Source organism: Actinomadura miaoliensis, from assembly GCF_039536785.1.
In the GTDB taxonomy this organism is placed as follows: domain Bacteria; phylum Actinomycetota; class Actinomycetes; order Streptosporangiales; family Streptosporangiaceae; genus Spirillospora; species Spirillospora miaoliensis.
The window spans coordinates 13,573-25,990 of sequence record NZ_BAAAZG010000070.1; the positions used below are offsets into that span (position 1 = coordinate 13,573).

The window sequence follows — 12,418 nt, forward strand, 5'->3', positions numbered from 1 at the left end:
CGCGTAGTCGTCCTGGCCGGGGCGACAGTTGATCGGGTTTCGCCGGTATCGGCGAGGGTAGGCGGGCCGTGTGGAGACGTGGGAAGCGATCACGTCGCGCCGCAACGTCCGGGCTTACGAAGACCGGGAGTTGCCGCGCGGACATCTCGATCGGATCCTTGAGGCGGGCCGCCGCAGTCCGTCGTCCCGCAATTGGCAGCCGTGGGACTTCGTGCTGGTCACCGGACGCGAGCGGCTCCAGGAACTGGCCAGGGTGTGGCGGGGAGCGGGCCATGTCGCCGACTCGGCGGCCACCGTCGCCGTCGTGGCGCGGACCCCGCGGGACTCCGCCGAGAGCGAGCGCCTCCACTTCGACCTGGGGCAGGCCGTGATGGCGATGATGCTGGCCGCCGCGGACCTCGGCATCGGCAGCGGACACGCCGCGGTGGCCGACCAGGACCTGGCACGTGAACTGATGGGGCTTCCCGACGACCGGTTCTGCGCCCACCTGGTCGGCCTCGGCTACCCAGCGGACCGCCCGCTCAAGCCCATCAGCCGCCCCGACCGCAGACCGTTCGACGACGTCGTCCACGTCGACCGCTGGTAGCCCGGCCGCCCATCGCGGTTCCGTCGCCGCCTCGGGAATTCGGGGGACCCGGCGTGATCTTCCATATCGACTCTGTGAACTCCGCGAATGGTCGTTGACGGAGTCGCGCCCTTTGTGCGGGACTGACTGTCATGGGAGAGCTACACGTCAGCGATGAGTTCGACGCCCTGATGGCGCGGCTGGACGCCATCTCGGATGTGCTGCAGGACAACGCCGACAAGAGCGAGGAACTCGGCCGCCTCACCGACGAGTCGGCCGAGGCCCTGCGCGAGACCGGTGCGTTCCGCGTCGGCATCCCGCGGGAACTGGGCGGCTACGAGTTCTCGCCCCGCCAGGTGATCGAGACCATCGCGAGGATCTCCTACGCCGAGGCCTCGGCCGGATGGGCGTTCATGGCTCTGCAGATGGTCACCGGGACCACCGCGGCCTATCTCGGCCCGGAGGCGGCCGGCGAGCTCTTCCCGGACGTGCGCGACGGGCGGCACGCGCTCATCGCCGGGCAGGGCACCAAGCTGGGCAGGGCGGTCAGGGCCGACGGCGGGTACCGGATCAGCGGGCACTGGCACTTCGCCTCCGGCATCTCCATGGCCAGCCACATCCACACCGCCGCGCTGGCCGAGGAGACCGGCGAGGCGCTGGTCTTCACGTTCCCCGTCGAGCAGGCGACCCTGGTGGACAACTGGGACGTGATGGGACTGCGCGCCACCTGCAGCATCGACTACGTGTGCGAGGACGTCTTCGTGCCGGACGCCTACGTCTACCCGATCGCCACGATGGACCCGCGCAACGGCGGCGCCGTCTACCGGATGGGCCTGGCCAACATGTCGGGCATCTGCCACACCGGGTGGGCGCTTGGCGTCGGCAGGCGGATGCTGGACGAGATGCGGGCGCTGGCGGCCAGGAAGTCCGGCGCGCCGGGAGCGTCGGTGGACACCCAGCAGTTCTACGCGGAGTACGCCGAGGCCGAGGCGAAACTGCGGGCCGCCCACGCGTTCGCCATGCAGGTATGGGCGGACAACGAGGCGACCCTCGACCGCGGCGGGCACCTGACGACCGAGCAGGAGACGCTGACCCGGCTGATGCTCAACCACACCACCTGGTCGGTGCACGCGGTGGGGCAGACGGTGTACAAGTGGGCGGCGACCGCCGCGCTGCGCCGTGGCGCCCTGCAGCGCTTCTTCCGTGACCTGCACGCGGGCACCCAGCACGTCACCTCGGGCCCGGTGGTCCTGCAGAACTGCGGCAAGTGGCTCGCCGGCCTCGCCCCCGGCGCCCGGTGGGTCTTCCTCGACCTGCAGGACCCGCGGTGACCACCCGATGACGCGCGCCAGCGGCCGGAGACACTCAATGTGATCTTATTGTGACCGAAAGTGGTCATAGTGGCGCCCGCGGCCTCCGCGATGCTTCCCGGCAATGGTCACGTCAGGTAGGTTAATGATCACGCAAAGTGATCAGGGGGTGTGTTCATGCCTGACGAGTCCGCCAAGGTCGCTCCCGCCGTGCTGGAACGGCTGCGGCTCCGGTTCCGGATCCTCGACACCGACGGCAACGGCTACCTGGAGGAGAAGGACTTCGACCGGCTCGCGGCCGAGGTGCTCGGCGCGATGGGCGAGCCGGAGGGGTCGGCGAAGGGACAGGCGGTGCTGGCCGGGCACCGCCGCTTCTGGTCGGGCCTGCGGGCCGCGCTGGACGCCGACCGGGACGGCCGGGTCAGCCTCGACGAGTACATCGCCGGGCTGGGCGACCCCGGCGACGCCGAACGGACCGCCGCCGACTACGCCGCGTCGCTCGCCGCGCTGGCCGACCGCGACGACGACGGGTACATCGAACGGGACGACTTCCTCGCCTGCATGACCGCGCTCGGGTTCGCGCGGTCCAACAGCGCGACGCTGTTCGAGACGCTGGACGAGGCGGGCGACGGCCGCGTCCCGGTCGGCCGGTGGACCTCGACGATCATGGACTACTACCGGTCGGAGCGCACCGACGTCCCCGTCCACGTCCTGACCCGACCGGCGTCCGATGCCTGATCCGGCCCGATCGGTGCCGGCGGGGCCGACCGGTCTCGGCACCCCCGTCCCGGCTCGCGCGCGCCGCCCCGTTCCGGCGGAGCGGCCCGCGCCCGGGACGGGGGTGCGGCCGCCCCGGCGGGCGATCAGGTCGCTGCGGCCGTCGTTCCTGTTCGAGTCCCGCCCCGAGGACGAGGGCCTGGTGAACCTCAGGGACAACGAGAACCCCTTCGCCGGTCCGCACCGGCACTACCCCGACAACACCCACCGCACGCTGGTCGAGCTGTACGCCGCCGCCCTGGACGTCCTGGAGGGCGCCGGCCCGCGGGCCGCCGCCGAGCGGCCGGAGCGGACCCGCTGGCGCTGGGGCCCCGAGACGATCCTGCCGACCCGCGGCGCGGGCGACGCCCTGGACCTGCTGTTCCGCACCTTCTTCGAACCGCGCGCCGACACCGTGGCGGTCACCCCGCCGTCCTTCGCGCTGTTCGACGAGCTGGCGGCCGTGCACGAGATCGGGTGCCTGGCCGTACCGCTCACCGGCACCGCGCACGACCGGCTCGACGTCGCGGCGCTGGCCTCGTCCGGCGCGGCCGGGATCTTCCTCTGCGACCCCGGCAACCCGGTGGGGACGTCGTTACGCCCCGGCGAGCTCGAGCGGCTGCTGGACGCCTACGACGGCCTGGTGGTCGTGGACGAGGCCTACGTGGAGTACGCCGGTCGTCCCTCGCACCGCCATCTCGTCCCCGGCCGCCCGAACCTGGTCGTCGTCCGGTCGATGTCCAAGGCGCTCGGCCTGGCGGCACTGCGGCTGGGCGCGGTGCTGGCGCACCCGGCGATCGTGACGGCGCTGCGGCGGGCCCGCCTGCCGTTCACGCTCCCCGCCCCGGTCGTCGCCGAGGCCGAGGCGGCCCTCGCCGACCCGGTCGGCCTCCGCCGCGCCATCGACCTGTTCGTCGCCGAACGCGACCGGCTGGCCGCGGGGCTGCGGCGCTGCCCCGGGCTGGGCCGCGTCGGCTCCGCGGCCGGGTTCGTCACCGTCCGCACCGAACGCCCCGCCTCCGAGGTCGCCGCCCGGCTGCGCGCCGCGGGCCTGGCCACCCTGCCCGACCCCATGGGATGGCGCGGCCACCTGCGCGTCTCGGTCGGCTCCCCGGCCGTCAACGACCGGCTGCTCGCCGTCCTCACCGAGGCCGGACGACGCACCACCGAAAGACGAGGACTCCCATGACCACACCGGCGACGGCGGCGCCCGGCGCCCTGACGGCCGTCACCACCGTGCACCGCGCCGACATCCGGGCGATCACCTCCGTCACGGTCGGCGGCCGGACGCACGAACTCGGGCAGCAGCGCGACTTCCGCCGCCACCCCGCCCTGTCGGCGTTCCTGCCCGACGCCGGGCGCCCGTCCTTCGCCTGGGTGCGGCTGCGCGACGGCGAGGAGCTGGCGGTGCACAGCCACCCGACGAGTTCGATGATCCTGGTCTGCCGGGGCACCGTCCGCCTCCTCGGCGACGGCGAACGGCCGCTCACCGAAGGCGACGTGGTGTGCGTGCCGCCGGGCCGCCTCCACGGGTTCCGCACCGGTCCGGGGGAGGAGTTCCACGGCCTCTCCGTCCAGTTCGAGGGCTCGGGCCTGTACGAGGACGAAGGCGCCCCCCCGCGTCTCCTTCGACCCGGCCGCCGCCGGGGCGGCCGACGGCGCCGCGCTCGCCCAGGGCGGCCCCCTCGCCGACCTCGAACGCCTCAACGACGAACTGGCCGGACGGCACACCCGCAACTCCCTGTTCACCCTGCTGCGCAGTGGCCGGCTGCGCGACGACCCGCAGGCGCGCGCACGCTTCGTCGCCGCGCTGTACGTGTGGTCGTCCCACTTCCAGCGCATGCTGTACGCCCGCCAGGCCGTATGCGTGGACCCGCTCCTCGAGCGCGACTACGAGGAGCACCTGGGCGAGGAGTACGGCCACGACCGGATGCTGCGCGACGCCCACGGTGTCACCGCCGAGGTCGACGACCCGGTTCTGGAAGCCGCCTGCACCTGGTTCGTGGCGCAGATGTTCCAGCTGGACGAGGCGCAGAAGGTCGTCCTGGTGCACATGGTCGTCGAGACCAGCGGCCGGATCTTCGGAGAGGCCGCCGCCGGCATCCACGCCCCGAACGCGGCGGACGACTTCTTCACCCTGCACGCCGCGGCGGACGACGACCACAGCAGGATCGGCCGGCACCGGCTGGCGGCGCTGCCCCCGTCGGAGTTCCCCCGCCTGCGGGCGACCTGCCGCCGGGCCTGGAGTCAGATGGACCTGATCCACGAACGCATCGCGGCGTGGATCCGCGAAGGCCGCTGACCACACGCCGGCGCCGGCCACGGTGGCGGCCGGTGCTCATGCCCGCACACAGAACGGGAGGTGGTCCGGAGGTGGGGCGTGATCCGGTCGCGGCGCTGGCCGAAGAGATCGTCGACCTGTTCGCGGCCGAGGGGTACCGGTTCGCCGACGGGCCCGAACTGGAGGCGGAATGGTTCGTCTACGACGCGCTGAACATGGGCGCCGACCACCCCAGCCGTGCCGCCAACAAGGCCTTCCACATCGCGCGCCCCGGTGGCGGCTCGGGGCTGGTGCTCCGGGGGCACACCTCGCCGGTGCAGGTTCGGGAGATGCTCCGCCGCCCCGTCCCCCTGCGCATGGTCACCGCCGGGCGTGTCTTCCGCCCCGATCCGCTGGACGCCACGCACAGCCCCGTCTTCCACCAGGCCGAGGGGCTGGCCGTGGCCGAGAACCTGACCATGGGCGACCTGCGCGCCACACTCGCGCGGTTCGCCGTGGCCATGTTCGGCGAGCGCACACCCGTTCGGTTACGTCCGCACTCGTTCGCCTACACCGACCCGTCGGCCGAGGTGGACGTGTGCTGCCCGGCGTGCCGGGGCGGCGGGTGCGGGCTGTGCGACGACGGCTGGGTCGAGTGGGGCGGCTGCGGCATGGTCCATCCCCGCGTGCTGGCCACGTGCGGGGTCGACCCGCTCCGCCACGCGGGCTTCGCCTTCGGCGTCGGCATCGAACGCACCCTCATGCTCCGTCACGGCTTGAGCGACATCCGAGACGTCATCGGACACGACCGGCCCCACCCGGGCCTGCGCGTCCCCAACGTGCCACGCCGTGCCGCCGAGGCGGTTTCGCCGTTCACCAGGCGGCAGGCCACAGCCCACGCGCTGACGGCCGCCGGCTGGACGGAGCTGCACACCGGCCCCTTCCTGGATCAGGCCGTATGGGACGCACTCGGGCTGGGCGGAGACGACCCGCGGCGGGCCGCGCTCCATGTCGCCAACCCGCTCGACGGACAGCCGTCCGCGCTGCGCACCGCGCTGCTTCCCGGACTGCTCGCCGCCGTGCGAACCCGGGCGCGGCACGCCTCCGGCGAGCTCAGGGTGTTCGAACAGGGGAGGGTCTTCTCGCTGCCGTCCGGTGGGCTCCAGCCGCTCACGCCGCCGCCCACAGGTACCCGGCCTCGCCCCGAGCAGGTCGAGGCCGTGTGCTCGGCCATCCCTCCCCAGCCGTACCAGCTCGCGGCTGCCGTGACGGAGGCGCGGGACTGGCAGGCCATGGTCCCGGTCATCCGCGACGTGGCCCGGCAGTGGGCCGTCCCCCTCCGGCCGCAGCCCGGTCGTTCCCGTGGTTCCTGGCCGTGGCGCGGCGACCGCCCCTGGGTCCGCGTCGTCGCCGGCCGGACACCGGTGGGCGAGGCGGGCGAACTCGAACCCACGGTCCTGCGCCGCCTCGGCCTGCCCGCGACGGCGGTGGCTCTCACACTCGACCTCGACGCGCTGGAACGCAGGGAAAGGACGACCAGGAAATGACCCCGATCGAGCTCGCCGGCACCTACCGGGACGCGTTGACGCGCGCCGACCTGCAAGGAGTCCTGGCGTTGTTCAGCCCCGGCGCGACGGTGCATTCTCCGCTGTACGGTCCCATTCCGGCCACCGAGTTCTATCCCGAGCTCTTCGCCGACACCAGCCGTGCCAAGTTCCATCTGCTGGGCGTGGCCGAGGGCGCCAAACCGGACGGCGGGCGGATCGTCACCGTCTGGTTCCAGTTCGACTGGCGGCTGCCCTCGGGGCAGCCGGCCGACTTCGAATGCGTCGACGTCCTCGAACTGGCCGACGACGGCAAGATCACAACGCTTCACATCATCTACGACACCGTCACCGCCCGCCCCGCCTTCGAGGCCGAGAAGGGCGAGGGCAGTTCGTGGCGTCCCGCCTCGTCCACCGGCCGGGCGCGATGACCGGGGCCGGCCGGTGCGCACCGTGCCGGCCCGGCGCCGGCCGCGCGGCGAACAGGCCACCGTCGTGACGATCGGGGCCGCGTCGGCTCCGTTGCGGAGCACGGCGGCCCCGCTCTTCAGCGGCGTCGTCTCCGGCCGCCGCGGATGGCGGAGACCATGACCGCGATCACGGTGACGGCCAGGACGGTGATGCCGATGGCCGCGGCCCACCGGCCGTAGTGGGGCAGACGCAGCGCGCCGGCGCAGGCGACCAGGAGAACCCCGGCCGCCGTGTCACCGGCGCGAAGGTTCGGCATCGTGCCGCCGGACGCGGAGGGGCATCTGGCCGTGATGCCCCTCCGGTGGCTCCCGTCCGGGGGGCGGGCGGCAGCGCGGTCACTTCTGGATCGCGATCCGCTTGGCCTCGTGCTCGGCGGCCTTGGGCAGCGGCACGCGGACGGTGAGGATGCCCTGGTCGTAGGACGCCTTGATGGCCTCGGTGTCGGTGTCCGCCGGCAGGGTGAAGGAGCGCGTGAAGGTTCCGTAGCGGAACTCCGACCGGTGCGCCTCCTTCTTCTCCTCGTGACGTTCGGCGTGGACGCGCAGCATGCCGCTCTCGGCCGTGATCTCCACGTCCCTGTCGGGGTCGATGCCGGGCAGCTCGCACCGGATGACGTAGTCGTCGCCGTCGATGTAGTCCTCGACCCGCATGGTCTGCCCCATGCCCGCACGCAACATCGCGAACGGCGACTCCATCCAGTCGAACAGCTCGGGGAACAGGCTGCGCGGTTCCCTGTGCTCGAGTGCACCCATGACGCCTCCTTCGGCAGAGGTTTTCCGCGATCGCCCCCGGCGGCGGCCGGTCCGCGGGGCGGCCGCTCCTGGTACCGGAGGGGGTGCCCTCCGCGCCGGTCGTCAGTCATCGAGGAGGCCGTCACTCCGGCCGGGGCGGCCGTCAGATCGCTCGCCGTGGGGGCGCGTACGCCTGCGCACATCAGAAGACCTGTGAGGCGCTCTCCCTGCGCCGGCATTGTCCGGTTCAGGTTCAAGGGGTCGCCGCACCACTTGACGTGGTTACGGCCTCTCAGCCTTTCCATTGACTCTCCGTTGGATTTCTCCTTCAGAGAACCTCTGGTCCAGCTCCCTCGCTCGTCTCACAGGCCTGTATCCAATATCGCGCGGCCGGTGATCCGGCACCAGGGGGCGGCGGGCGTTTTTACGGGAAGTGGAGGCACTCTTTGCCGAATTTCGCGTATGCGGTACTTCGCCACCTGCACCGAAAAAAGGGATGACGCTGAGATAGCGGCCCTGGACGGGGGGTAAAGCGTCAGCGACCCGGGGCCGGCGAGGTGGCAGGGGGAGGAGAGCGGTGGTGGACGGCAGCGAGACGCGTGGTCTGCTCCACCCCTTCCTGCTGCTGCTGATCTGCGAGCAGCCGGGGCACGGCTACGAGCTCATCGACCGGCTCGGCTGCCTGGGCGTGTCCGGGGTGGAGCCCGGTCACGCCTACCGGGTGCTGCGCAACCTGGAGCGTGAACGGCTGGTGGTGTCCACCTGGGTCACCTCCGACGCGGGGCCCGCCCGTCGCCGCTACGAGCTGACCCGTGAGGGGCACGCCGACCTGGAGGCGTGGATGGCCCGTCTGGCGCGGCTGCGCGAGGTGCTCGACTCCTGCCTGCTCCGGTGGAGCAGGGCGGACCGGGCGCCGTCCGGGTCGCCTAACGGGCGGCGCGGGTCGTACACGGTCTCGTGAGCGGGAAGGGAGCATGCGAATGGCCGAGGGACGGCCGGTGGCGTCCGCGGTCCGGGCCCCGTTCGAGCGCCGGGCCGAACCCGGCCGGGCGCTGGCCGAGCAGGCCGACAACGTGGCGCGCGCGTGCCGGGACATGGCAGGACGCTTCCGCGACGGCGGCAAGCTGATCGTGTTCGGGAGCGGCGGCGCGTCGACCGACGCCCAGCACATCGCCGTGGAGTTCGTCCATCCGGTCATCGTGGGCAAACGGGCGCTGCCCGCGGTGTCGCTGACCGACGACGCCGCCGCCCTGACGGGGATCGCGGCGGCCGAGGGGCTGGGCGCGGTGTTCGCCGCGCAGGTGCGGCTGCTGGGCGGCCCGCGGGACATCGCGCTCGGCCTGTCGGGGGACGGCCGGTGTCCCGAGGTGTTGCGCGGGCTGCGGGCCGCCCGCGACCTCGGCATGCTGACGGTCGCGCTGGCCGGCGCCGGCGGGGGAGACGTCGCGGCGGCGGCCGACCATCCGCTGGTGACCCCCTGCGACGACCCCTGTGTGGTGAAGGAGATGCACGTCACCATGTACCACCTGCTCTGGGAACTGGTGCACGTCTTCCTGGAGCATCCGGCGGCGCTGGAGCGCGGCGATGAGCGGTGACGCCGACGGGCCGCGGTGCCACGACGAGGTCTGCGTGACCTGTTCCGACAGCGCCGTCCCCGTCAGGATCCGCGAGCTGCTGGGCGACGGCCTCGCCGTCGTCGACACCGACGCCGGGCCGGAGGAGATCAGCGTGGCGCTGGTCGACGCCGGGCCGGGGGACGTCGTTCTCGTCCACGCCAAGGAGGCCATCGCCGTCGTGGAGGACGCGCCATGACCGTGCCGGACGACACCGGGATGGAGACGCTCTACCCCTTCCTGTACTCGGGCGGCGCCCGCGCCGGCGCCCTCCTGGCGGAGGCGGGCCGCTCGGCCAGGGAGAAGGCCGCCGAGATCGCCGAGCTGCGCGGCTCCCTGGCCGAGCGGCACGGCGCGGCGCTGCTGCGTTGCGCGCGCCGGCTGGCGGAGGCGTTCGAGGCGGGCGGCAGGCTGCTGACGTTCGGCAACGGCGGCAGCAGCACCGACGCACAGGCGGTCGCGCGGCTGTTCGTGTGCCCGCCGGCGCCCGCGCGGCCGCTGCCCGCGATCTCGCTGCCCCACGACGTGGCGACGCTGACGGCGCTGTCGAACGACGTCGGGTTCGAGGTCGTCTTCGCGCGCCGGCTCGCCGCCCTGGGACGGCGCGGCGACATCGCCCTGGGCCTGTCGACCAGCGGCGGCTCGCGCAACCTGCTGCGCGCCTTCGACGAGGCCGCCGGGCACGGCATGGTGACGGTCGGTTTCGCCGGGTACGACGGGGGCGCGATGGCCGAGGCCGGGACCGTCGAGCACCTGTTCGTCGTGCCGTCGTCGTCGGTGCACCGCATCCAGGAGGCCCAGACCACCCTCTACCAGGTCCTCTGGGAGCTGACCCGGCGGGCGCTGGACGGTGACCTGTGACCTCGGCCGCCGGGCCGGTGCCGCGCACGCGGATCCGGATCCGCGTCGAGGGGATCGTGCAGGGGGTCGGGTTCCGGCCGTTCGTGCACGAACTGGCCGGCGAGCACGGCATCGCGGGTTTCGTCGGCAACGACGCGGCCGGCGTGTTCGCCGAGGCCGAGGGAGCGCCCTCGGCGCTGGCGCGGTTCGTGGCCGACCTGGAGCGGCGGGCGCCGCCCCTGGCACGGGTCGAACGGGTCGTCACCGAGCCGCGCGAACCGCGCGGGGAGCGCGGGTTCCGCATCGTGGCCAGCGTCGACGGCGCCGCCCGGCAGGCGCTGGTGCCGCCCGACGCGGCGACGTGCGGCGCATGCGTCCGCGAGATCTTCGACCCGTCCGCGCGGCGCCACCGCTACGCGTTCACCAACTGCACGAACTGCGGGCCGAGGTTCACGATCGTCACGGACGTGCCGTACGACCGGGGCAACACCACCATGGCCGCGTTCCCCATGTGCGGCGACTGCGCGGAGGAGTACGGCGACCCGCGCGACCGCCGGTTCCACGCCCAGCCGGTGTGCTGCCCGGCGTGCGGCCCCGCGCTCCGGCTCCTCGGGCCGGACGGCCGGACGGCGACGCGGGCGGACCCCGTCGAGACCGCCGCGCGCTGGCTGCTGCGCGGCCGGATCCTGGCGGTGAAGGGGCTCGGCGGATACCACCTGGCCGCGCTCGCCGGCCACGAGGAGGCGGTGGCGGCCCTGCGCGCCCGCAAACACCGCGAGGACAAGCCGTTCGCGGTGATGGCGCCCGACGTGGCCGCCGCCCGCGCCCTCGTCCACCTGGAACCCGAGGCCGAACGGCTGCTGACCGGCGCCCGCGCCCCGATCGTGCTGGCGCCCCGCCGAGCCGGTGCCGGGGTCGCCGCCGCGGTGGCGCCGGGCAGCCGCCGGCTCGGGGTCATGCTGCCGTACACGCCGCTGCACCATCTGCTGGTGCGGCGGGTCGCCCGCCCCGTCGTGCTGACGAGCGGCAACCGGTCCGACGAGCCGATCGCCCACCGGGACGACGACGCCGTGGCGAGGCTGGCGGGGATCGCCGACGGGTTCCTGCTGCACGACCGGCCGATCCACGTGTGCACCGACGACTCGGTGGTGCGGGTGTTCCGCGGGCGGCCGCTTCCGGTGCGCCGTTCCCGCGGCTACGCGCCGTCGCCGGTGACCGTGCGCGGCCGGTTCCCGCGGCCGGTGCTGGCCTGCGGCGCCGAGCTGAAGAACACCTTCTGCGTGGCCAAGGGCGACCGGGCGTACCTGTCCCACCACATCGGCGACCTGGAGAACTACGAGACGCTGCGCTCCTACGTCGAGGGCATCGCGCATTTCCGCCGGGTGTTCGACGTGCGGCCGGAGGTGGTGGCGCACGACCGGCATCCGGAGTACCTGTCCACCAAGTACGCGCTGGAGCAGGCCGGCGCGGAGCCGGTCGCGGTGCAGCACCACCACGCGCACGTCGCCTCCTGCCTGGCCGACAACGGGGCGTGCGGCCCGGTGATCGGCGTGGCGTTCGACGGGCTCGGCTACGGCGACGACGGCGTGCTGTGGGGCGGTGAACTGCTCGTCGCCGACCTGGCGGAGTACGAGCGGGCCGGGCACCTGGCGGCCGTGCCCCTGCCCGGCGGGGCCGCGGCGGTCCGCGAACCGTGGCGCATGGCCGCCGCCTACCTGGACGCCCTCTACGGCGACGACCTGCCCGACCTGGACGTGGTCCGGCGGCACCGCGACCGCTGGGCGGCGGTCACCGGCATGGCGCGCACGGGGACCAACGCCCCGCTCACCACGAGCGCCGGCCGGCTGTTCGACGCGGTGTCGGCCCTCGCGGGCGTGCGCGACGCGGTCACCTACGAGGGGCAGGCCGCCGTCGAACTGGAGCAGCGGGTGTACCTCGGGGAGCACGGCGCCTACCGGGCCGGGCTGGCCGAGCGGCCGGAGCTGGTGATCTCCGGCCACGACCTGGTGCGGGCCGTGGTCGACGACCTGGCGGCGGGGACCGACGCCGGGCGCGTCGCCGCCCGCTTCCACAACGGCCTGGCGCGCGCCGTCGTCGACGCGGCCGACGTGCTGCGGCAGCGGACCGGTCTCGGCACGGTCGCCCTGTCCGGCGGGGTCTTCCAGAACCTGGTGCTGCTCGACCGGGTGGTGTCCGGCCTGGAGAAGGCGGGGTTCGCGGTGCTCGTCCACTCCCGCGTGCCGCCCAACGACGGCGGGATCTCCCTAGGCCAGGCGGTCGTGGCCGCCGCCCGCGACCGCCGCGCGCCACCGTGACCGCCCTGATCAG

14 protein-coding genes and 1 pseudogene are annotated in these 12,418 nt (G+C 73.6%); 13 read left to right on the plus strand and 2 right to left on the minus strand.

Annotated features, from left to right (window positions below):
* Nucleotides 1-70 precede the first annotated feature (70 nt).
* The 8 genes and pseudogenes from ABD811_RS40220 (at nt 71) to ABD811_RS40250 (ending at nt 6,866) form a co-directional block, all read left to right on the plus strand.
* Entirely contained in the window at nt 71-586 is a 516-nt protein-coding gene (locus ABD811_RS40220; RefSeq protein ID WP_344958354.1) for a nitroreductase family protein, read from the plus strand.
* Nucleotides 587-717: 131 nt separating this feature from the next.
* Entirely contained in the window at nt 718-1,896 is a 1,179-nt protein-coding gene (locus tag ABD811_RS40225; protein ID WP_344958356.1) for an acyl-CoA dehydrogenase family protein, read from the plus strand.
* Nucleotides 1,897-2,052: 156 nt separating this feature from the next.
* Nucleotides 2,053-2,613 (plus strand): EF-hand domain-containing protein, encoded by a 561-nt coding sequence (locus ABD811_RS40230; RefSeq protein ID WP_344958357.1) that lies wholly within the window; start codon nt 2,053-2,055, stop codon nt 2,611-2,613.
* On the plus strand, nt 2,606-3,820 hold the full coding sequence (locus tag ABD811_RS40235) for an aminotransferase class I/II-fold pyridoxal phosphate-dependent enzyme (RefSeq protein WP_344958359.1): 1,215 nt from the start codon (nt 2,606-2,608) through the stop codon (nt 3,818-3,820). Before ABD811_RS40230 ends, ABD811_RS40235 begins: the two co-directional genes overlap by 8 nt.
* Nucleotides 3,817-4,209 (plus strand): annotated as a pseudogene (locus ABD811_RS44110) (cupin domain-containing protein); the annotation flags it as partial. The gene ABD811_RS40235 and the pseudogene ABD811_RS44110, both read left to right, overlap by 4 nt.
* Before the next feature lie 262 nt (nt 4,210-4,471).
* The gene (locus ABD811_RS40240) at nt 4,472-4,933 is read left to right on the plus strand and encodes a heme oxygenase-like domain-containing protein (RefSeq protein ID WP_344958361.1); all 462 of its coding nucleotides are present in this window, start codon (nt 4,472-4,474) and stop codon (nt 4,931-4,933) included.
* Between the two features lie 71 nt (nt 4,934-5,004).
* The gene (locus ABD811_RS40245; RefSeq protein WP_344958363.1) at nt 5,005-6,438 is read left to right on the plus strand and encodes a tRNA ligase subunit PheS family protein; all 1,434 of its coding nucleotides are present in this window, start codon (nt 5,005-5,007) and stop codon (nt 6,436-6,438) included.
* Entirely contained in the window at nt 6,435-6,866 is a 432-nt protein-coding gene (locus ABD811_RS40250; RefSeq protein ID WP_344958366.1) for a nuclear transport factor 2 family protein, read from the plus strand. Before ABD811_RS40245 ends, ABD811_RS40250 begins: the two co-directional genes overlap by 4 nt.
* A gap of 116 nt (nt 6,867-6,982) precedes the next feature.
* Here ABD811_RS40250 and ABD811_RS40255 read toward each other — a convergent pair whose 3' ends face one another.
* Both ABD811_RS40255 and ABD811_RS40260 read right to left on the minus strand, forming a co-directional pair.
* Nucleotides 6,983-7,162: a hypothetical protein gene (locus tag ABD811_RS40255; RefSeq protein ID WP_344958368.1), complete on the minus strand. Its 180-nt coding sequence runs from the start codon at nt 7,160-7,162 to the stop codon at nt 6,983-6,985.
* A gap of 79 nt (nt 7,163-7,241) precedes the next feature.
* Nucleotides 7,242-7,658, minus strand: coding sequence for an Hsp20/alpha crystallin family protein (locus ABD811_RS40260; protein WP_344958370.1), 417 nt, complete (start codon nt 7,656-7,658; stop codon nt 7,242-7,244).
* A gap of 559 nt (nt 7,659-8,217) precedes the next feature.
* On the opposite strand from ABD811_RS40260, the gene ABD811_RS40265 reads away from it, so the two are divergent.
* From ABD811_RS40265 to hypF, 5 genes are read left to right on the plus strand one after another with little or no spacing between them, the layout of a single operon-like run.
* Nucleotides 8,218-8,598 (plus strand): helix-turn-helix transcriptional regulator, encoded by a 381-nt coding sequence (locus ABD811_RS40265; RefSeq protein WP_344958372.1) that lies wholly within the window; start codon nt 8,218-8,220, stop codon nt 8,596-8,598.
* A gap of 19 nt (nt 8,599-8,617) precedes the next feature.
* Nucleotides 8,618-9,232, plus strand: a complete 615-nt coding sequence (locus tag ABD811_RS40270) for a D-sedoheptulose-7-phosphate isomerase (protein ID WP_344958374.1) — start codon at nt 8,618-8,620, stop codon at nt 9,230-9,232.
* A complete protein-coding gene (locus ABD811_RS40275) occupies nt 9,222-9,449 on the plus strand; it encodes a HypC/HybG/HupF family hydrogenase formation chaperone (protein ID WP_344958376.1) in 228 nt (75 codons plus the stop codon). Before ABD811_RS40270 ends, ABD811_RS40275 begins: the two co-directional genes overlap by 11 nt.
* The gene (locus ABD811_RS40280; RefSeq protein ID WP_344958378.1) at nt 9,446-10,111 is read left to right on the plus strand and encodes a D-sedoheptulose-7-phosphate isomerase; all 666 of its coding nucleotides are present in this window, start codon (nt 9,446-9,448) and stop codon (nt 10,109-10,111) included. Before ABD811_RS40275 ends, ABD811_RS40280 begins: the two co-directional genes overlap by 4 nt.
* Entirely contained in the window at nt 10,108-12,405 is a 2,298-nt protein-coding gene (hypF, locus tag ABD811_RS40285) for a carbamoyltransferase HypF (protein ID WP_344958380.1), read from the plus strand. Before ABD811_RS40280 ends, hypF begins: the two co-directional genes overlap by 4 nt.
* Nucleotides 12,406-12,418 lie beyond the last annotated feature (13 nt).

Coding starts and splice junctions, on each gene's coding strand:
- ABD811_RS40225 (WP_344958356.1), top strand. CDS start 718: ATGGGAGAGCTACACGTCAGCGATGAGTTCGACGCCCTGATGGCGCGG.
- ABD811_RS40230 (WP_344958357.1), top strand. CDS start 2,053: ATGCCTGACGAGTCCGCCAAGGTCGCTCCCGCCGTGCTGGAACGGCTG.
- ABD811_RS40235 (WP_344958359.1), top strand. CDS start 2,606: ATGCCTGATCCGGCCCGATCGGTGCCGGCGGGGCCGACCGGTCTCGGC.
- ABD811_RS40240 (WP_344958361.1), top strand. CDS start 4,472: ATGCTGTACGCCCGCCAGGCCGTATGCGTGGACCCGCTCCTCGAGCGC.
- ABD811_RS40250 (WP_344958366.1), top strand. CDS start 6,435: ATGACCCCGATCGAGCTCGCCGGCACCTACCGGGACGCGTTGACGCGC.
- ABD811_RS40255 (WP_344958368.1), bottom strand. CDS start 7,162: ATGCCGAACCTTCGCGCCGGTGACACGGCGGCCGGGGTTCTCCTGGTC.
- ABD811_RS40260 (WP_344958370.1), bottom strand. CDS start 7,658: ATGGGTGCACTCGAGCACAGGGAACCGCGCAGCCTGTTCCCCGAGCTG.
- ABD811_RS40270 (WP_344958374.1), top strand. CDS start 8,618: ATGGCCGAGGGACGGCCGGTGGCGTCCGCGGTCCGGGCCCCGTTCGAG.
- ABD811_RS40275 (WP_344958376.1), top strand. CDS start 9,222: ATGAGCGGTGACGCCGACGGGCCGCGGTGCCACGACGAGGTCTGCGTG.
- ABD811_RS40280 (WP_344958378.1), top strand. CDS start 9,446: ATGACCGTGCCGGACGACACCGGGATGGAGACGCTCTACCCCTTCCTG.